This is a genomic window from Streptomyces sp. NPDC001902 (assembly GCF_042891295.1).
Lineage (GTDB): Bacteria > Actinomycetota > Actinomycetes > Streptomycetales > Streptomycetaceae > Actinacidiphila.
In genome coordinates this window covers 80,346-98,101 of record NZ_JBIATA010000027.1, presented here as the reverse complement: position 1 = coordinate 98,101, position 17,756 = coordinate 80,346, and the positions used below count along the sequence as shown (strand labels likewise).

Below are 17,756 nucleotides of genomic sequence, written 5' to 3'. Positions count from 1 at the left end.
ATTGAACGTTTTATATCGGCAAACACCGCGTATAGCGCAGGCCAAACGGCCGGGCGGGGCCGCGGGCGGCCGGCTCAGCCGTCCAGCCAACCGCGTTCATGGGCGAGGAGCGCGATCTGGAACCTCGTCCGGGCGCCGAGGGCGGTGCCCGCCTCGCTGACGTGCTTCTGCACCGTCCGGCGGCTCACGCCCAGCACCCTGGCGATGGCGTCGTCCTTCATCCCCGTGGCCATGAGGTGGAGGATCTCCCGGGTCCGTTCGTCGGTCTCCACGGTCTCCCGCTCGCGGCGCGCGACGGGCCAGTCCTGGCGGCTCTCCAGTGACACCGGTGTCGCGCGTTCCCAGATGCCCTCGAAGAGCGCGGCGCACACCTCGATCAGGGCCGGGGAGTGCACCACCAGCGATCCCGCCGAGGGCCGGTCGCCCTGGAGCGGGAGGAGGGCGGCGGTCCGGTCGAAGAGCGCCAGCTTGACGGGGAGCCGGGTACCGAGGCGGAACTCACCGCCCACCGCGGTGCCGCGCAGCGCGGTCTCCAGGGACACCTCGTCGGTGAAGCCGTCGGCCTCGTACACCGACCGCAGCCGTACGCCCGGGGCGACGGCGGTACGGTCCGGGTCCCGGTGGCCCGAGTCGTCCTCGGTGCCGGTCACGTAGGGCGGCTTGGCCAGGTGCAGCACCTCGCTCCTGCTGCCCTTCAGCAGGTACGCGTAACGGGCCGCGACCTCGTCGCCGTGCTCCAGGACCTCCACCAGGTTCGGCGCGCCGGGGTGCGCGACGGAGCGGTAGAGCTCGTCGAGCTGCTCCATGAACAGCTCGGTACGGGCCAGTTCGCTCCGCCTGCGGGCGAGCAGGGAACCCAGCGAGGAGCGTGGCGGGCCGGCCTTCCAGCGCGGGGAACCGCCGGGGATGCGGATGACCAGGAGTTCGTCCTCGAGGCCCCGCAGCGCCCGCTCGGCCTCGTCGGCGGACGTGCCGACCGCCTCGGCCACCGCGGCGGCGTCCGCCGAGGGGTGGCTCACCAGGTACTCCAGGACCCGGCCGCCCAGGGGGCCCAGCCCCGTCCCCGCCCAAGGACCGCCCGATGAGACATCCATGCAGCCTGCCACCCCTGTACGTCCGCGCCCCGCGTGATGATCGTACGCCTCGCGGAAAGGCCGGCGGGGGCCCGGTCCGGCGTGCGCCGGTCCGGGCCCCCGTCGGGGTGGTGCGGTGTGGCGGCCGCTCAGCGGCAGGTGCCCGCGGGGCGGGCCCGGGTCACCAGGTCGGTGTCCGTGGTGGTGGTGTCCATCCACAGGACGCGGCTGCCGGTGCCGGCGGCGGCGTTCGACTGCTGGCCCTTGCTGCAGGAGACCCGGCCCAGCGGGGTGCCCTGCGGGGTGAACTGGTAGAGCTTGGCCAGCGAGTCGTTGTAGTCGTCGAAGACCTGTGAGAACGAGGCGTACACGGTCAGCGTGACCGCGGTGTCCGACGCCGTGAGGCCGAACGCCCGGACGGGGCGCGGGCCCTTCTCCGCGATGACGTCGGTGACGGTGGAACCGTCGACGGACGCCCGGCGCAGGGTGGTGAAGTCGTCGTCGGTGTAGTCGGTGTCGATCAGCCAGTACACCCCGGCAGCGGTGATCACCGGCGTGCTGATCCACTCCGGCTGCGAGGGCGCGCCGAGGGCCGCGGTCTTCCCGGTCCGGGTGTCGAAGACCTCCACGACGACCCCGTAGGTGCCGTCGAACATGCCGTCGTGGATGTACGCGATGCGCCCGTCCTTGACGGCGGGCTCGACCGCCTGGTTGTAGTCCCGGCCGAGCGGCACCTGACGCGGCGTGGTGTCGCCGCCCTTCAGGTACAGGACCCGCTGCAGCGAGGTCGCCTCGTCACGGCGGGACCAGGCGACCGTGTCGCCGTCCACGCTCAGACCGCTGATCTCCGAGGTGGTGCTGTACAGCGTCTTGACGGCGCCGCCGCGCACGGGCGCGGACAGGATGTCGTAGGTGTGCAGCCAGGGGTCGTCGCCGGGGACGTCGCCGACCGCCACCCACACCACGCGCTTGCCGTCGGTGACCGGGCTGAGGTGGGAGCGTCCGTCGACCGGGGAGATCCGGCGGGGCTTGCCCTTGCCGTCGGTGCGGCCGGTCCACACGGCGTACGGCTCGGTGCCGTCCGCGCTGGACTTGGGGGCGGCCCACCAGTCGCCGTGGACGCTGGGGCTGTTGCCGGTGCCGACGTACTGCATCAGGGTGCCGAGCCTGCCCATCAGCACGTCGCTGTCGAGGCCCAGGTCCTGCTCCCAGCCGGGGACGATGCCGTGGGCGTCGAAGGCCTTCTTCACCTTGGCCAGGCGGTCGCCCTTGACGTGCAACGACCTGGCGGCGGCGATGACGGCGTCGCGGCCCTCGTCGAAGCCGTCGAGGGGCGTGATGTAGGAGGTGAGGGCCTTGTAGACGATCTGGTCGGCGAGTTCGCCGCCGAGGCTCTCGCGGATGTCCCACAACGAGCCGCTGAAGATCGTGGAGTTGACGTGCACTCCGCCGTTGTCGTAGGACGAGCCGAGGGGCAGCCCGAGGAAGCCCTTCGTGGTGGCGCCGTCGTTGAGGTCGCGGAAGGCGCAGTCCTTCGGTGCCCGCGTCCGGCAGAGGTCGCCGCCGATGAGGCCGGCCTCGGGGTCGGTCATGGAGGTGCCGTTGACGGTGACGTCGATGACGTTGCCGAAGTAGTCGGCGATGGCCTCGTTCATGGCGCCGGACTGGCCGGCGTAGACGAGGTCGGCGGTGTGCTCGACCACGCCGTGGGTCATCTCGTGGCCGACGACGTCCAGGTCGGAGGCGAGGGAGCGGTACTCGTCGTCACCGGTGCCGTAGACCATCTTGGTGTGGTCCCAGAACGCGTTGACGAACGGCGAGCCGAAGTCCGTCACGCCGACCAGGGAGTTGATGGCCATGCCCTTGCCGTCGAGGCTGTCGCGCCGGAAGGTGCCGCGGTAGAACTCGTACACCTTCCCGGCCGCCCAGTGGGCGTCCACCGCGCCGCTGTCGGTCATCTCCTGCGGCGCCTTCGTGGTCGGCATCGCGAACGGCACGACGCTCTCCGGCCACTGGCCCGACACGTCCTGGTACCAGACGCTGGAGGCGTCCCAGGTCTGGATGACGTTGTGGCTCTTGCTGTCGGCCATGTGCGCGGTGTCGCGCAGCAGGTACTGACCGGTACCGGCGTCCTTGCTGAGGTTCAGCGGCACGGTGGTGCCGCTGAGCAGGATGCCGCTGCCGGTGACGCCCGTCGACCCGGTCGCGGCCGCGGGCGCGCCGCCCCGCATCGCGGTGCCGCTGCGCATGGACGTGCCGCTGCGGTGCGTGGCGCCGCCGGCGGAGCCGGTCGGGGCGAACGTGGGCAGGCCGCCGTACTCGAAGACCGCGACGCCGGTGGCGGCGTCGACGTAGACCTCCTGGACCACCGGGGCGCCGGTGGCCGGGTCGGTGCCGCGCACGGTGACGTGGCGGGCGAGCACGCCCTTGCCGGTGGGCAGCACGGTCAGCCCGCGGTCGGTGCCGGTCAGGTCGTCCTTGGCGCTCTTGGCGTGCGCGGGACGGTATCCGCCCTTCGCCAGCTCCGCGCGCACCTGACGCACCGCGCCCTGCACGGCGGTGGGGGCCGGAAGGATGGGGCGCGTGGTGTCGAGGTCGAGGGCGGTGAAGTAGGAGCCGGAGGTGCCGGTGACGGTGCGCTGGCCGTCCTTGTGGTTCATGCGGACGACGTACTGGGCGCCCAGGACGGGGATGCCGCGGTACTTCTGGTTCAGGCGGACGGTCTCGGTGCCGTCGGCGTCGGTGGTGACGGCGTCGGTGGTCAGGTCGCGGTCGGGGGCGGGGATGCGGTAGCGGTCCCGGTGGCCGGCCAGGTGGGCGCGGGCGGCGGTGGCGGCGGGCACGGAGGCGTCGGCCGCGTCGGTGAGGCCGTCGACGAGGGCGGGGGTGTCGGTGGCCGGCTGCGGCGCGGGCACCGCCCCGGTGCCGGTGCCGGTGGTGGGGTCGGCGGCGTGGGCGGGGCCGGTCAGGCCGGTGACGCCCAGGGCGACGGCGGCGGCGAGCAGGACGGACAGGCCGGTGCGGCCGGATCGGTGAACCGGTCTGGGCCGTATGCGTGTTGACATGGACGAATGCCTCCGGCAGCCCGGAGTGACCCGGGCTCGGTAGTGGGACATCGGATGCACGGCGCACCTTCGCGCCCGCGGCTCGCCCTGCACCCTCGTGGTGATCACACCCGGGTGACAAGACGAAAACCGGGGGGAGTACGCGCAGTTGCACAGATGCGAAGCCGGAGGGCGGGCAGAGGGCGCCGAAGTGCCCGGTGTGGTCCCGGTTCCGGAGGAACGGCCGCTTCGTACGGCCCTGACACGCTCGTCGCGTACGCCCCGCGGACTCCCCCGGGCGCCGGCACCCGGGCGCCCGCACCCGCCGTGCGACGGCGGCCGGGCCGCCGGATACTGCTCACGAGCGACGCTGGAGGCCGGCGATGGGGCGTTTCGACGGGAAGACCGCGGTGGTCACCGGTGGGACCAGCGGCATCGGGCTGGCCGCAGCCGCGCGCCTTGCCGCGGAGGGCGCGCACGTCTTCCTCACCGGCCGCCGGGAGCCGGAGCTGCGCGGCGCGGTCGCCGCGATCGGCCCGGGAAGGGCCACCGGTGTGCGCGGTGACGTCGCCGTCCCCGCCGACCTGGACCGGCTGTTCGCCCAGGTCGAGGCCGCGGGGCGGCGCATCGACGTCCTCTTCGCCAACGCGGGCGGCGGCAGGCTGGCCCGCCTGGAGGACGTGACGGAGCAGGACTTCGACGACACCTTCGGGGCGAACGTGAAGGGCGTGCTCTTCACCGTCCAGAAGGCGCTGCCGCTCCTCAACGACGGCGCCTCGGTCATCCTCACCGGCTCGACGGCGGGCAGCGGTGGGGCGGAGGGGTTCACCGTCTACAGCGCCTCCAAGGCCGCCGTGCGCTCCTTCGCCAGGACCTGGGCCAACGAGCTCAAGGGCCGCGCCATCCGGGTGAACACCCTGAGCCCGGGACCGGTCGAGACCCCGGGGGTCAACAGCCTGGCCCCCGACCCCGAGCAGAACCGCCGCCTGCTGGACACCCTGGTCGGCACGGTGCCGCTCGGCCGCATGGGACGGCCCGAGGAGGTCGCCGACGTGGTCGCCTTCCTGGCCTCCGACGAGAGCACCTTCGTCACCGGGGTGGAGCTCTTCGTCGACGGCGGCCAGCAGCAGGTGTGAGCCCGCTCGTCCTCTGCCCCGCTGTGCGGTCCATATCGCCAGAAGGGGGCGCTTGACACTCCCCGCAGGTCGACCTAGTTTCGTATCGACCACTACATAACTCGCCAACCCGCCACCCCTCCTCGCGGCACCCCGAACGTGGGCGCAGCGAACACCGGGAGGGCATCCCCTGCGGCAATACGTAACAGATCTTGTTACACCGGAGGCTGTGGCGATCACTCATCGCGATCGGAGCAACACCATGGGACAGCTTGACGGCAGGACCGCCATCGTCACGGGCGGCACCAGCGGCATCGGCCTGGCCACCGCGCGGCGGTTCGCCGCCGAGGGCGCGCACGTGTTCGTCACCGGCCGCCGCAAGGACGCGCTCGACGCCGCCGTGGCGGAGATCGGCTCCCGTGCCACCGGTGTCCACAGCGACGTCTCCGACCTGGCCGGTCTCGACCGGCTCTACGCCGCCGTCGCCGAGCAGGGGCGGCGCATCGACGTGATCTTCGCCAACGCGGGCGGCGGCAGCTTCTCCACCCTGGAGCAGGTCACCGAGCAGCACTTCGACGAGATCTTCGCGACCAACGTCAAGGGCCTGCTCTTCACCGTGCAGAAGGCGTTGCCGCTGCTCAACGACGGCGCCTCGGTCATCCTGACCGGCTCCACCGCGGGCTCGGTCGGCAACGAGGCCTTCGGCGTCTACGGGGCGTCCAAGGCGGCGGTGCGCTCCTTCGCCAGGACCTGGGCCAACGAGCTCAGGGGCCGCTCGATCCGGGTCAACTCCATCAGCCCCGGCACGATCGACACACCCGGCATCGACGGCCTCGCGGCGGACGCGGAGCAGAGGGCGCAGCTCAAGAACTACCTCGAAGGCCAGATCCCGCTCGGCCGGATGGGCCGGCCCGAGGAGGTCGCCGCCGCGGCCCTCTTCCTCGCCTCCGACGAGAGCACCTTCATCACCGGCATCGAACTCTTCGTCGACGGCGGCACCAACCAGGTCTGACCCCTGCCGAGGCCTCCCCGTCCACGGCGGGGAGGCCTCGGTGACAGCCGTACGCACCGGAACCACCAGCACGGACGGGACACACGCGATGGACATGGGACGGACAGGTATCTGGAGCATCGAGCTGCGCACGGCCGATCCGGGAGCGATCGAGGACGCCGCAGCCGAACTCGACACGATGGGCTGGGGTGCCTTGTGGATCCCCGCCCTCGGCGGCGGCGACATCCTCGGCGACTCCGAACGGCTGCTCCGCGCCACCCGCACCGCGCGCGTCGCGGTCGGAGTGCTCAGCATCTGGCGCCACCGGGCGGCGGAGATGGCGGCAGGACACGCGCGGCTGCAGCAGCGGTACGACCGCCGGCTCCTCCTCGGCCTCGGCGTCAGCGACGCGGCAGCCGCACGCGGCGCGGGGCGCCCCTACCGGCCCCTGTCGGACATGGACGCCTACCTGGACGAGCTCGACGGAGCCCCGGCCCCCGTACCGGCCGGGGAGCGCGTCATGGCCGCTCTGGGCCCGAAGATGGTCCGGCTCGCGGGACGACGCACCGCGGGTGTGCACCCGTTCATGGTCACCCCCGAGCACTCGGCGGCGGCCAGGGAACTGCTCGGACCCGGCCCCCTCCTGGCGCCCTATCAGGCGGTCGTGCCGGAGCGCGACCCTGCCAGGGCCCGTGCCGCCGCCCGGGACTTCCTCGGGGCGTTCCTCGCGATGGACCACTACGCCCGCAGCCTGCTCCGCCAGGGCTTCACCGAGGACGACCTGGCCGGAGGCGGCAGCGACCGGCTCATCGACGCCGTCGTGGCCTGGGGCGACACCGAGGCCATCGGCGCCCGCGTCCGCGCCCACCACCAGGCCGGCGCCGATCACGTCTGCCTCCACGTCATCACCGCGGACTCCGCACTCCCGCTGGCGCAGTGGCGGGAACTCGCCGCCCTCGCCCGCTGAACCATGGGGCTGGTCGGCGCCGCCGGGCGAGCGTGTGGCGGAGCACGTCGGCGATGGTGGTGGACGCGGGTTCGTGCACGACGCCCTGGTGGAGTCCGCCGTGCACGGGCCGCAGGGCGGGACCGATGCCGTGGCCGACGGGACAGCCGGCGTTCGGCGGGGAGGGGCGCAGCCGGAGGAGCCTGCCGTCCTCGACCGCACGTCGGGACTCGACGCTGTCCGGGCCCCCGCAGGTCGCCCGGACAGCGCCGGATGACCACGGGCCTGGTCAGCCGGCCGTTGGCGGTCACGCCCGCGGACCTGCCCTTCGGCGATGGTCAGCCGGCCGCCGGCTCCGCGGGCCAGGCGCCCAACGCGAGATCGACGACCCGGTGCAGCTCCTCGCGGGTCGCGCCGCCCGCGGCCTGCACGGCGACGCCCTGGTACACCGCGATGAAGTAGCGGGCGAGATCGGCCGGATCGGCGTCGGCGGGCAGTTCCCCGTCCGCCCGCGCCTTCTCCAAGCGCAGCCGGAGCGCCGCCTCGCCGGACGCCCGGCGCGCGGTGAGCTCGGCGCGCACGCTCTCCGACCCGGGCGACGCGGCGAGGCCTCCCTGCACGGTGAGGCAGCCAGGAGGACAGTCGGGCCGGGTCGTGGCGTCCGCGGCGCCGTGCAGCAGCCGCTCGACGACGCGGCGCGCGCCGGGTTCGGCGAACGCCTCGCGGATGTAGCGGGCAGGGCCGTCGGCGTAGTGGTCGAGGACCCGCTTGAACAGCTCCTCCTTGTTGCCGAAGGCGCCGTACAGGCTCGGCGGGTTGATGCCCATGGCCCGGGTCAGGTCCGAGATCCCGGTGCCCTCGTAGCCCTGTCGCCAGAACACCTCGAGCGCCCGGTCCAGCACCTCGTCGACGTCGAAGGCCCGCGGTCGTCCTCCCGCCATGGTGGCCTCCTGCCCGGCGATCTGTAACGACCGTTATGATACCGCGCCGGTCAGGGTTTACGCCCCCGCCCGTCCCCCGCCGGAGGGCCCGGCAACCTATCGGATCCACAAATTGCAAAAATCTTCAATTCGCTACATGATGATCCCGCTGTGCCGTCACGGGAAGCGCGGGGCACGGCAGCGGGCCGTCCCCGGCAACCGGCCGGGGCGAGGGACGACGGGGCCGGTGTCTTCGCACGGTGACTTGGCTGGCAGGGCGGATGTGGGGCCCCGTACGCGCGTTGCTGCCCGCGCGGGGCGATCTGACGGCGATGCGGCGGCAGCCCCGTCGCGACCTGCTCGCCGGATTGACCGTGGCGGTGGTGGCCCTGCCGCTCGCGCTGGCGTTCGGAGTCTCCTCAGGGCTCGGGGCGGAGGCCGGACTGGCCACGGCCGTGGTGGCGGGGGCGGTGGCGGCCCTGTTCGGCGGATCGGACGTGCAGGTCTCCGGGCCGACCGGGGCCATGACCGTGGTGCTGGTCCCCATCGTCGCCCGGTACGGGCCCGGCGGGGTCCTGACCGTGGCTCTGATGGCCGGTGCGCTGCTCATCGGGCTGGCCCTGCTGCGCGCCGGCCGGTACATGCGCTACGTGCCGGCGCCCGTGGTGGAGGGCTTCACCCTCGGGATCGCATGTGTGATCGGACTGCAGCAGGTGCCCGCGGCCCTTGGGGTGCCCACGCCGGACGGCGAGAAGGCCGCGGCCGTGGCCCTGCGGGCCGTACGCGAGTTCCTGGCCCACCCCCACTGGGCGCCCCTCGCGCTCTCGGCGGCGGTGGCCGGCGCCATCTTGGCGGGTGCCCGGTGGCGCCCGCGCGTGCCGTTCTCGTTGCCGGCCGTCGTCGTGGTCACGATCGCCGCCGAGGCCGCAGACCTTCCCGTGGCGCGCATCGGGCACCTGCCGTCCGGACTGCCCGCGCCTTCCCTGGGGTTCCTCGACCCGGCCGCGCTCCCCTCGCTGCTGACGCCTGCCCTGGCGGTCGCGGCCTTGGCCGCCCTGGAGTCGCTGCTGTCGGCGACCGTCGCGGACGGCATGACGCGCGGACAGCGCCACGACCCGGACCGGGAATTGTTCGGCCAGGGCCTGGCGAACCTGGTCGTCCCGCTGTTCGGCGGGGTGCCGGCCACGGCGGCGATCGCCCGCACCGCCGTCAACGTCCGTACCGGAGCGGGCTCGCGGCTGGCTGCGCTCACCCACGCCGCCGTCCTGGCGGTGATCGTCTTCGTCGCCGCTCCGCTGGTGGGGAGCATCCCGCTCGCGGCGCTCGCAGGGGTGCTGCTCGCCACCGCGATCCGGATGGTCGAGGTCGGATCGCTGCGGGCGACGGCCCGGGCGACCCGCGCCGACGGCGCGGTCCTGCTGCTGACCGCGGCCGCGACGCTGGCCCTGGACCTGACGTACGCGGTCGTCATCGGGCTGGTGGTGGCCGGGGCCCTGGCGCTGCGCGCCGTGGCGCGGCAGGTCCGGCTGGATCGGGTGCCGCTGCACGAGGGTCCGCCGGAGGGGCACGGCGCCGGGGAACACGCCCTGCTCGCCGAGCACATCGCGGCCTTCCGCATCGACGGGCCCCTGTTCTTCGCCGCCGCCCACCGTTCCCTGCTCGAACTCACCGAGGTCGCCGACGTGTCGGTGGTCATCCTGCGGCTCTCCCGCGTCACCCACATCGACGCCACCGGCGCCCTGGTCCTCAAGGACGCCATCGACCGGCTGAACCGCCGCGGCATCACGGTGCTGGCGTCCGGTCTCCGGCCCGGGCAGCGGCACGCGCTGGACGCGCTGGGCGTGCTGGACGTGCGGGACGCGGACCTGGTGCACGCCACGGCCCCGGAGGCCGTCCGCGCGGCCCGCGCCCGGTTGCACCGGGCCGGTGTGCTGCGGGGGGAGGCCGCCGGATGAGCCCCGCGTACCGCATGACCGACCTGACCGGGGCGGAGGTGCTGTGGCTGCTGGAAGGCGCCGGCAGCGGCCGCCTGGTGTACCCGCTGCGCGGCACGGTGGTCGTCCGCCCCGCCGTCCACGTCCTGGAGTACGGCGCGCTCGTCGTCCGCGCACCCGTCCCGCTCACCGCGGTCACGCGGGGCGGCGACGTGACCTACCACTGCGACCGGTTCCACCGGACCTCGGGCACCGGCTGGTCGGTCACGGCCACCGGACCCGCCCAGGACCTCGCCGACGCCCACGAGGCCGCCCACCACCGGCGCACGCTCACCGGCTGGGTCCACGGTCCGCACGACACGCTGCTGCGGATCCACCCCCTCACGCTCCAGGGGCACCGGCTCGGCGGCCCCGGGGGCGCGGGTGCCCGTACCGGTGACGACGGCCGGCCCGGCACCCGGTGACCGCTCGCGCCATGCTGCAGCGCCGCCACGTGCTGACCCTCCCGACGGCGCCCCTGTCCGTCACCGTGGCCCGCAGGACGGGCGAGTACGTCTACACCTCCTGGGGCGTCGGCCCGGGCGACACCGTGCTGGGCCGGGCCCTGCTGATCCTCGGCGAACTGGTCGCGAACAGCGTCCGGCACGCCGCCGGGGTCTCCCCCAGCCTGGACGTCGTCTACGCGACGGGCGGCGGGGTGCTCGCCCTCGCCGTGTACGACCTGCATCCCCACCGGCCGGACCTGCTCCGGGCCGCCGCGACCGGCGGCGGACTGGCCATGGTCACCGAGGTCACCGCCGAATGCGGGGGCACGGCCACGGTGCTCCCCGACCCCGGCACCGGTGGCAAGGGCATATGGGTCACCCTGCCGCTGCGCACGGCGTGAACCCGTGGGCCCCTCACTTGGGAGCGTGCTTCCCCAGGTAGAACAGCAGGGTGATGAAGCCGGCGATGAAGTGGGTGACGAAGACGTAGACGAGGACGCGCAGCAGCACCGCCCGCTGCTTGTACTTCTCGCCGCCCGTGTCCCTACCGGAGCCGGTCCCGGCGCTCACGCGGCGTCACCGGTCGTCCTGGGCGGGCCGGGGGTACGGACGGCGGAGCCTTCCTCGGTCTGCTTCAGCTCGGCCAGCAGGTCCTGCTGCCCGGTCAGCAGCTCCGTGAGGATCCTGCGGGCCGCCCGGAGCAGTTCCGCCACGTCGCCGCCCGCCAGCTCGTACACCACGGTGGAGCCGGTGCGCGTGGCGGTCACGATGCCGGAGCGGCGCAGTACGGCGAGCTGCTGGGAGAGGCTGGAGGGCTCGATCTCCATGGCGTTGAGGAGGTCCCGCACCGGCTTGGGCCCGTCCTGCAGGAGTTCCAGGACACGGATGCGCACGGGGTGCCCGAGCATGCGGAAGAACTCCGCCTTGGCCTGGTAGAGCGGAACCTGCACCCAGACCACCCGTACCTTCTGTAAGGATTCGCGAATTGAAGAACTCTTCAATCGTACCGCTCCGCAGGAAGTGAGCATCCAGTGACCGACGACGACCGCGTGGGCCCGCCGCTGCTCGGCGGGGAGCGCGAGACGCTCCGGGCGTTCCTCGACTACCACCGGGCCACGCTGGCCATGAAGTGCCGGGGGCTGACGGACGAGGAGCTGCGGCAGCAGTCGATGCCTCCGTCCACGCTCTCGCTGCTCGGGCTCGTCCGGCACATGGCGGAGGTGGAACGCGCCTGGTTCCGCCGGGTGTTCGAGGACAACGACGCGCCCATGGTCTGGTCCGACAGGATCGACTTCCAGGCGGCCTACGACGCGGGCGCGTCCACCCGCGCCGAGGCCTTCACGGCCTGGGAGGCCGAGGTGGAGAACTCCCGGCGGATCGAGGAGGCGGCCGGGTCACTGGACCTGACCGGGCACCAGCCGCGCTGGGGCGAAGACATCTCCCTGCGGATGGTCATGGTGCACGTGCTCCTGGAGTACGGCCGTCACAACGGGCACGCGGACTTCCTCCGCGAGGGTGTCGACGGCACCGTGGGGGCCTGACCGGCCCCGCGCGGTCCGGGAACCGGCCGTCAGGGGACCGGCCGCATGTCCGCGCCGTAGAGGGTGCGGTAGTCGGGGACGACGACGCGCGTCGCGGGCGACTCGCGGCGGACCTGCGCGGTGAAGGCCTCGACGTCCGCCGACGGGTCGCGCCTCGGCTCCAGGTCCAGCGGCCGCTCGAAGTCGTCCCAGTGCACGGGCACGACGACACCGGGGTCGCCGAGCGCCCGCAGCAACCGGGGGACGTACCGGTGCGTCGAGGCGCTGGTCGGTACGGCGACCATGGCCAGGTCCGGGCGGAGTCCCCGGGCCGCGCGCTCGCTGAAGTCACTGGCGCCCATCAGGAACGCCGAGGGCCCCTCGGCACCTGCCGTGACCTGGTAGGCGAGGGTGTCGCCCTCGGGGAGGTCGGCGATGGTCTCCGGACGGGCCTGTGGCGGTGCGGCGTGCCTGCCGGGGGCGAAGTAGGAGTACCCCTTGTTGCGGCTGTGCAGGCTCGCGACGACCTCCACCACGATGCCGTCGAAGTCCAGCACTTCCCCGCCCTTCACCACCGAGATCCGCGCCGGGTCGACGCCGAGCGCGACCAGCAGGTGGTACGTGGTCTCCGTGCCGACGACCCGGGCGCCGGTGGAGGCGGCGATGTACGGCACGTCGGCGAGGTGGTCCCAGTGCGAGTGGCTGACGAGGACGAGTTCGGGGTGGCCGACGCGCTCCCGGACCGCGGTCTCGTCGGTCCGCAGCCGGGTGGCGGGGTCGAAGGCCCCGGTGAAGAGCCCCGTGGGGAACCGTGTGACGTAAGGGTCGAAGAGCACGGTCCGGCCGGAGACGTCGATGCGCCAGCCCGCGGTGCCCAGCCAGCGGAAGGTCGCCGCGCCGGCGTCCGGGGCCCCGCGCCGGGCCGCGGGTGCCGCCGCTGCCGCCGTGGGCACCGTGCCCGGCAGCAGCGGGGTGGCCGCGGACAGTGCGGCGCCCCGCAGCATCGTGCGCCGTCCGAACCTCTTCACGTCTCGTACGTCCCTGTCGTCGCTCATGGCCTCAGGAGATCAAGGCCGAGTCGCCCGCGTCCAAGACCTGAATTCCGCACGCCTGATACGCGATCCGCTATGAGTGCTGGTCAACGGCGTTCGGCCCGCAGGAAGTCCACCGCGATCCGGGCGGCGGCGCCGATCGCGGAGTCCACCGCGGGGCGCACCGCGGTCAGTTCGCGGGTGCGGGCGAAGACGGCGACCGCGTAGCGCCCGCCGTCCGGGTGGCCGACGACCCCCGCCTCCAGGTGCAGACCGGGCAGCGTGCCGGTCTTGGCGGCCACCGTCACCTCGCCGGGGAAGCCGGAGACCATCCGGTGCCGGAAGACCTGCCGGCCCATCAGCTCCCGGACCCAGGCGCAGGCCTGCGGCGGGCCGGCCTCGTCCCGCCAGACGAGCCCGAGCAGCCGGGTGATCTCCCGGGGCGTGCCGGCGTTGGTCCGCGTGGGGTCCAGGACCGCCAGCCGTCGCTTCCGGTCCTCCGGCAGGGCGGGCCAACGGGCCGCGAACTCCGCCTCGGTGCCGGCCCCGACGTCGGCGAGCATCGACTCCAGCACGTCCCGGGGACCGCCCACGAGCCGGATGCCGGTGAGTCCGAGCTCCTCGGTGAGGAGCCGTACGGTGTCCAGTCCGATCCGGGCCAGCAGCAGGTCCGCCGCGGTGTTGTCGCTGACCGACATCGCGAAGTGGGCGAGATCGCGGAGCGAGAGCTCGACGTCGTCGGCGCATCCCGCCGTGCCCCAGCCGCCGAGCCGGTCGGCCGCGGTGACCCGTACGCGCTCACGGGGGTCGAGCTGGCCGGCGGCCACCTGGCGGGCGAACTCCAGCACCACGAGGATCTTCACGACCGACGCGAGGACGACGGGCTCGTCCGCGCCGACGGCGACCTCGGCCGTGTCGCCGGCCCCCGCACCGACCGGTACGGCGTGCAGCACCCCTTCGGCGCCCGCCGCCGCGAACACCTCCCGGATGTCCTCCTCGACCATCAACAGCCTCCTCGCGTAGGGTCCTTGATCGTGGATCTCTTGCGCCACCTGCGTATCTTCGTCGCCGTCGCGGAGGAACTGCACTTCGGCCGCGCCGCCGACCGGCTGGGCACGGCACAGCCGCCGGTCAGCCAGGCGGTGCGCGCGCTGGAGCGGGAACTCGGCGCGGAGCTGTTCGACCGGTCGCGACGCCGTACCGCGCTGACCTCGGCGGGGGCGCTGCTGCTGGAGGAGGCGAGGGAACTCCTGGCCCGTGAGGACCGCCTGCGGGCCCTGGCGCGGCGTGCCGCCGACGGGGGCCTGGGCACGCTGCGGGCGGCCGTGCCCACCGGCACCACGGCGGCGGTGGTCTCCGCGCTGCTCGCCGCGTGCACGGAGCACGCCCCGGGTCTGGCGGTCGATCTGCGGGAGGCGACCACCGCGGAGCAGCTGCGGCTCCTCGGTGCGGGCGGCCTCGACGTCGGCCTCGTCCACCGCCCGGTGGAGGCGGCCGGACTGCGGCTCGGCCCGGAGGTCGCCTTCGACCTGGGAGTCGTCCTCCCCCGTGCCTCGCCGGTGGCCCGCGGTCCGCAGGTGTCCCTCGCCGATCTGTCCGGCCAGGACCTCGTGGTGTTCCCGCGCGAGGAGGCTCCCGGCTGGTACGACCGGCTGCTGGAGGGCTGCCGCGCGGCGGGCTTCGTCCCCGGTCGCGTCCGGCACGCCTCGAGCCCGGAGTTCCTGCTCGCCCTCGTCGCGGCGGGTGGCGGCATCGCCTTCGACCAGGGCGCCGCCGCCCGCAGGGAGCCACGCGTGGCCTGGCGGCCGCTGTCCGGACGCCCCCTCGCCCGCCGGATCGGCGGCGCCTGGCCCGCGGGCCCCTCCGCGCACCCCGCGGCCCCGCGCTTCGCGGCGCTCGCCGCGCGCGTGCTGGCGCGGCACGGTGCGGTGGCCGAGGAGCGCAGCGCAGGCGCGGCGGCGGCGCCGGACGGGCCGCCGCGGCCGTGGTCGGTGGTGTTCGGCTGAGACGGCGGCGTGCCCCGGGCACCGCCGGGGTGGCCGATCACGCGGCCGCCGGAGAAGCTGGGCGTACGGAATCCGTGAACGGACCGAGGTGATCACCGATGGCGGACGAGAACGTGAACCATCCGGGTCTGATCGTCCCGGTCGGCCACGTCGAACCCGTCCCACGGCGCATCCGGGCGCTGGTCGGGGGCCGTACCGTCCTCGACACCCGGCGTGCCGTGTACGTGTGGGAGTGGCCCGGCTACCCGCAGTACAGCATCCCGGTCGAGGACCTGACCGAGGGGGTGCTCACCGACGACGGCCGGGCCGGCCGGCTGGGCCCCGGCCCGGCACGCCGCCACTCGCTGCGCGTCGGCTCCGAGGTCCGCGAGGGCGCGGCCTGGGTCTGGGACGAGGGCTCACCGGACCGGCTGCTGGGGACCGCGCGCTTCCGCTGGGAGGCACTCGACGCCTGGTACGAGGAGGACGAGCAGGTCTTCGTCCACCCGCGCAGCCCCTACACCCGCGTGGACGCCCTGCGCTCCTCCAGCAGCGTGCGTGTGGAGGTCGACGGCACCGTCCTCGCCGACGCGCCGCATGCGGTGACCCTGTTCGAGACCGGCCTGCCGACCCGCTACTACGTCGAGCGCGTGCACGTCGACTGGACCCGGCTGCGTCCCTCCGACACGGTCACGCGCTGCCCGTACAAGGGCACGACGAGCGGCTACTGGTCGTTCGACGGGGACGTCGCCACCCACAAGGACATCGCCTGGGCGTACGACTTCCCCACGGCGGCGTGCGCCCCCGTCGCGGGGATGGTCGCGTTCTACAACGAGCACGTGGACCTGTACGTCGACGGCGCGCCGCTCCCCCGCCCCATCGCGATGTCCCGGACGGAGTGGGACCGGCGTCGCCTCGGAAAGCCCTGAGACGCCCGCACCGGGCACGGCGGGCGGCGAATTAGGCTGGCCGCATGTCTCAGCAGGTCGAAGTCGTGCAATTGCTGGTGTCGCCCGCGCACCGGTACACGGGGCGGCCGTCGGAGGGGCCGTCGGCGGCGCCGGACGGCGAGCTCGTGCGGAGCGCCGAGGTGCGGAGCGGGCTCGGGCTCGTGGGCGACCGCTACTACGCGCGGCCGGCCCATCGGAACGCCGCCGTCACGCTCATGGCGGCGGAGAGCCTGCCGCTGGACATCGCTCCGGAGACCGACCTGCGGCACACCCGCCGCAACGTGCTGCTCCGGGGCGTCGACATCGACGCGTACGTGGGCACGACCGTGTCCCTGGACACCGGCGCGGGGCCCGTCCTGTTCGCGGTGCGGCGCCCCGCCCGGCCCTGCGCCTGGATGGACGCCGTCATCGGTCCGGGGGCCCAGCGCGCGCTGCGCGGCAAGGGCGGGGTGCGGTGCACGCCGCTGAGCGACGGCGTGCTCACGCTGGGGCCGGCGGAGTTCCGGGTCGTGGAGGACGAGAGGGAGACCGCGTAGCGGGGGCGTGCCGGCCCCGTCACGGGGTCCACGGGAACCGGATCACGCGGCCCGGCGTCGTTGCTGCGTGCGATCACTGAGGCGGACGGTTCACGGGCGGGCCGATCACGGGCGGATGGACGCGGCAGGGGACGCCCGCGGGTGGCGCGGCCCGCGGCGATGGGACGGGCTCCTGGTGGCGCTTCCCCTCCTGCTGGCGCTGCTGCTCGTGTGCCACGCCTCGGTGCCGAACGGCCCCGGCCGGTGGGGGAGCCTGCTGGAGACGTTCCTGCCGTGGCTGGGGCTGGGCGTCCCGTTGCTGCTGTGCGCGGCCCTGTTGCGGCGCTCGGCAGTCGCCCTGTGCACGCTCCTGGTACCGCTGGCGGCCTGGCTCGCGGTCTTCGGTGATCCACTGGGCCCGCGCGGCGGGGCCGGGTACGACCTCGTCGCGGTGCAGCACAACGTCAGTGACGAGAACGCGGATCCGGCGGGTACCGCCGAGCAACTGATCACGGCCGAACCGGACTTGATCGCCCTCCAGGAGCTGACGCCGTCCCTGCTGCCGGACTTCGGCGCCGCCCTGGACGCGGCGTACCCCCATCACGTGCGCTTCGGCACGGTCGGGCTGTGGTCCCGGTATCCCCTGGTGGACGGGCGCAGGATCGACATCCGGCCCGCGGACCTCGGCAAGGACTGGGACCGGGGCCTGCGGGCGACCGCCCGGATGCCGCGGGGGGACGTCGCCGTGTACGTGGCCCACCTGCCCTCGCTCCGCCTCGGCCCGTCCGGGTTCGGCTCCGGCAGGCGGGACGAGAGCGCGGCCCTCCTCGGCGCCGAGATCGCGGCCGAGCGGCTGGACCGGGTGGTCCTGCTCGGCGACCTCAACGGCACCGTCGAGGACCGCGGGCTCGCCCCGCTCACCTCGCGGCTGGACTCTCCGGAGTCGGGGCTGGCGTTCAGCTGGCCGGGGCGGTTCCCGCTGGCCAGGATCGACCAGGTCCTGGCGCGGTCCGCGACGGTCTCGGACGTACGGACCCTGCCCGCGACCGGGAGTGACCACCTGCCTGTCGCGGCCCGCATCCGGTTCTGATCAGGGGCGGCCCAATCCCACGTCCGCACACGGGGTCTGACGCACCGTCCGAACTCGATCGGGTCTCGCCCCACAGCCATGTCAAGGCACGACAAAGCATGCTGACGGACCGTCAGCCTGGGCGGCCTCGGATGTCCCGAAGTTTCGCTGCCCTGCT

Annotated in this window: 18 protein-coding genes; 11 read left to right on the top strand and 7 right to left on the bottom strand. The window is 73.9% G+C overall.

Features of this window, described 5'->3' with window-relative positions:
* Window positions 1–74: 74 nt before the first annotated feature.
* Complete coding sequence (locus ACFYYN_RS34060; RefSeq protein ID WP_500329329.1) at window positions 75–1,094, bottom strand: helix-turn-helix transcriptional regulator; 1,020 nt, start codon at window positions 1,092–1,094, stop codon at window positions 75–77.
* A 128-nt stretch (window positions 1,095–1,222) separates the two neighbouring features.
* A complete protein-coding gene (locus ACFYYN_RS34055) occupies window positions 1,223–4,138 on the bottom strand; it encodes a M4 family metallopeptidase (protein ID WP_500548782.1) in 2,916 nt (971 codons plus the stop codon).
* A 362-nt stretch (window positions 4,139–4,500) separates the two neighbouring features.
* Here ACFYYN_RS34055 and ACFYYN_RS34050 point away from each other — a divergent pair, with 362 nt between their 5' ends.
* The 3 genes from ACFYYN_RS34050 to ACFYYN_RS34040 all read left to right on the top strand — a co-directional run bounded on the left by ACFYYN_RS34050 (window position 4,501) and on the right by ACFYYN_RS34040 (window position 7,190).
* Window positions 4,501–5,253 (top strand): SDR family NAD(P)-dependent oxidoreductase, encoded by a 753-nt coding sequence (locus tag ACFYYN_RS34050; protein WP_500548781.1) that lies wholly within the window; start codon window positions 4,501–4,503, stop codon window positions 5,251–5,253.
* A 241-nt stretch (window positions 5,254–5,494) separates the two neighbouring features.
* A complete protein-coding gene (locus tag ACFYYN_RS34045) occupies window positions 5,495–6,244 on the top strand; it encodes a glucose 1-dehydrogenase (protein WP_500548780.1) in 750 nt (249 codons plus the stop codon).
* 88 nt (window positions 6,245–6,332) lie between these two features.
* A complete protein-coding gene (locus ACFYYN_RS34040) occupies window positions 6,333–7,190 on the top strand; it encodes a TIGR03620 family F420-dependent LLM class oxidoreductase (protein WP_500548809.1) in 858 nt (285 codons plus the stop codon).
* 317 nt (window positions 7,191–7,507) lie between these two features.
* On the opposite strand, the gene ACFYYN_RS34035 is transcribed toward ACFYYN_RS34040, so the two are convergent.
* Window positions 7,508–8,110, bottom strand: a complete 603-nt coding sequence (locus ACFYYN_RS34035) for a TetR/AcrR family transcriptional regulator (RefSeq protein WP_500329325.1) — start codon at window positions 8,108–8,110, stop codon at window positions 7,508–7,510.
* A 260-nt stretch (window positions 8,111–8,370) separates the two neighbouring features.
* Between ACFYYN_RS34035 and ACFYYN_RS34030 the strand changes: the two genes are divergently transcribed.
* The 3 genes from ACFYYN_RS34030 to ACFYYN_RS34020 are packed head-to-tail and all read left to right on the top strand — an operon-like array spanning window position 8,371 to window position 10,909.
* A complete protein-coding gene (locus tag ACFYYN_RS34030; protein ID WP_500548808.1) occupies window positions 8,371–10,044 on the top strand; it encodes a SulP family inorganic anion transporter in 1,674 nt (557 codons plus the stop codon).
* Entirely contained in the window at window positions 10,041–10,487 is a 447-nt protein-coding gene (locus tag ACFYYN_RS34025; RefSeq protein WP_500548779.1) for a pyridoxamine 5'-phosphate oxidase family protein, read from the top strand. Before ACFYYN_RS34030 ends, ACFYYN_RS34025 begins: the two co-directional genes overlap by 4 nt.
* 11 nt (window positions 10,488–10,498) lie before the next feature.
* The gene (locus tag ACFYYN_RS34020) at window positions 10,499–10,909 is read left to right on the top strand and encodes an ATP-binding protein (RefSeq protein ID WP_500359811.1); all 411 of its coding nucleotides are present in this window, start codon (window positions 10,499–10,501) and stop codon (window positions 10,907–10,909) included.
* Window positions 10,910–10,922: 13 nt separating this feature from the next.
* Here ACFYYN_RS34020 and ACFYYN_RS34015 read toward each other — a convergent pair whose 3' ends face one another.
* Both ACFYYN_RS34015 and ACFYYN_RS34010 read right to left on the bottom strand, forming a co-directional pair.
* Entirely contained in the window at window positions 10,923–11,078 is a 156-nt protein-coding gene (locus ACFYYN_RS34015; protein WP_499509460.1) for a DUF6126 family protein, read from the bottom strand.
* A complete protein-coding gene (locus ACFYYN_RS34010) occupies window positions 11,075–11,458 on the bottom strand; it encodes an ArsR/SmtB family transcription factor (RefSeq protein WP_500548807.1) in 384 nt (127 codons plus the stop codon). The genes ACFYYN_RS34015 and ACFYYN_RS34010 overlap by 4 nt, the downstream gene beginning before the upstream one ends.
* An 81-nt stretch (window positions 11,459–11,539) precedes the next feature.
* Here ACFYYN_RS34010 and ACFYYN_RS34005 point away from each other — a divergent pair, with 81 nt between their 5' ends.
* Complete coding sequence (locus ACFYYN_RS34005; protein WP_500548778.1) at window positions 11,540–12,049, top strand: DinB family protein; 510 nt, start codon at window positions 11,540–11,542, stop codon at window positions 12,047–12,049.
* Window positions 12,050–12,078: 29 nt separating this feature from the next.
* On the opposite strand, the gene ACFYYN_RS34000 is transcribed toward ACFYYN_RS34005, so the two are convergent.
* Complete coding sequence (locus ACFYYN_RS34000) at window positions 12,079–13,083, bottom strand: MBL fold metallo-hydrolase (protein WP_500548777.1); 1,005 nt, start codon at window positions 13,081–13,083, stop codon at window positions 12,079–12,081.
* 83 nt (window positions 13,084–13,166) lie between these two features.
* Window positions 13,167–14,063 (bottom strand): serine hydrolase, encoded by an 897-nt coding sequence (locus ACFYYN_RS33995; protein ID WP_500329319.1) that lies wholly within the window; start codon window positions 14,061–14,063, stop codon window positions 13,167–13,169.
* Between the two features lie 30 nt (window positions 14,064–14,093).
* On the opposite strand from ACFYYN_RS33995, the gene ACFYYN_RS33990 reads away from it, so the two are divergent.
* The 4 genes from ACFYYN_RS33990 to ACFYYN_RS33975 all read left to right on the top strand — a co-directional run bounded on the left by ACFYYN_RS33990 (window position 14,094) and on the right by ACFYYN_RS33975 (window position 17,599).
* Complete coding sequence (locus ACFYYN_RS33990) at window positions 14,094–15,065, top strand: LysR family transcriptional regulator (RefSeq protein WP_500548776.1); 972 nt, start codon at window positions 14,094–14,096, stop codon at window positions 15,063–15,065.
* A gap of 98 nt (window positions 15,066–15,163) precedes the next feature.
* Entirely contained in the window at window positions 15,164–15,973 is an 810-nt protein-coding gene (locus ACFYYN_RS33985; protein ID WP_500548775.1) for a DUF427 domain-containing protein, read from the top strand.
* Between the two features lie 44 nt (window positions 15,974–16,017).
* On the top strand, window positions 16,018–16,530 hold the full coding sequence (locus ACFYYN_RS33980; RefSeq protein ID WP_500329551.1) for a molybdenum cofactor biosysynthesis protein: 513 nt from the start codon (window positions 16,018–16,020) through the stop codon (window positions 16,528–16,530).
* A gap of 115 nt (window positions 16,531–16,645) precedes the next feature.
* The gene (locus ACFYYN_RS33975) at window positions 16,646–17,599 is read left to right on the top strand and encodes an endonuclease/exonuclease/phosphatase family protein (protein ID WP_500548774.1); all 954 of its coding nucleotides are present in this window, start codon (window positions 16,646–16,648) and stop codon (window positions 17,597–17,599) included.
* Window positions 17,600–17,756: the final 157 nt, after the last annotated feature.

Coding starts and splice junctions, on each gene's coding strand:
- ACFYYN_RS34060 (WP_500329329.1), bottom strand. CDS start 1,094: ATGGATGTCTCATCGGGCGGTCCTTGGGCGGGGACGGGGCTGGGCCCC.
- ACFYYN_RS34055 (WP_500548782.1), bottom strand. CDS start 4,138: ATGTCAACACGCATACGGCCCAGACCGGTTCACCGATCCGGCCGCACC.
- ACFYYN_RS34050 (WP_500548781.1), top strand. CDS start 4,501: ATGGGGCGTTTCGACGGGAAGACCGCGGTGGTCACCGGTGGGACCAGC.
- ACFYYN_RS34045 (WP_500548780.1), top strand. CDS start 5,495: ATGGGACAGCTTGACGGCAGGACCGCCATCGTCACGGGCGGCACCAGC.
- ACFYYN_RS34040 (WP_500548809.1), top strand. CDS start 6,333: ATGGACATGGGACGGACAGGTATCTGGAGCATCGAGCTGCGCACGGCC.
- ACFYYN_RS34035 (WP_500329325.1), bottom strand. CDS start 8,110: ATGGCGGGAGGACGACCGCGGGCCTTCGACGTCGACGAGGTGCTGGAC.
- ACFYYN_RS34030 (WP_500548808.1), top strand. CDS start 8,371: ATGTGGGGCCCCGTACGCGCGTTGCTGCCCGCGCGGGGCGATCTGACG.
- ACFYYN_RS34025 (WP_500548779.1), top strand. CDS start 10,041: ATGAGCCCCGCGTACCGCATGACCGACCTGACCGGGGCGGAGGTGCTG.
- ACFYYN_RS34020 (WP_500359811.1), top strand. CDS start 10,499: ATGCTGCAGCGCCGCCACGTGCTGACCCTCCCGACGGCGCCCCTGTCC.
- ACFYYN_RS34000 (WP_500548777.1), bottom strand. CDS start 13,083: ATGAGCGACGACAGGGACGTACGAGACGTGAAGAGGTTCGGACGGCGC.
- ACFYYN_RS33995 (WP_500329319.1), bottom strand. CDS start 14,063: ATGGTCGAGGAGGACATCCGGGAGGTGTTCGCGGCGGCGGGCGCCGAA.
- ACFYYN_RS33985 (WP_500548775.1), top strand. CDS start 15,164: ATGGCGGACGAGAACGTGAACCATCCGGGTCTGATCGTCCCGGTCGGC.
- ACFYYN_RS33980 (WP_500329551.1), top strand. CDS start 16,018: ATGTCTCAGCAGGTCGAAGTCGTGCAATTGCTGGTGTCGCCCGCGCAC.
- ACFYYN_RS33975 (WP_500548774.1), top strand. CDS start 16,646: ATGGACGCGGCAGGGGACGCCCGCGGGTGGCGCGGCCCGCGGCGATGG.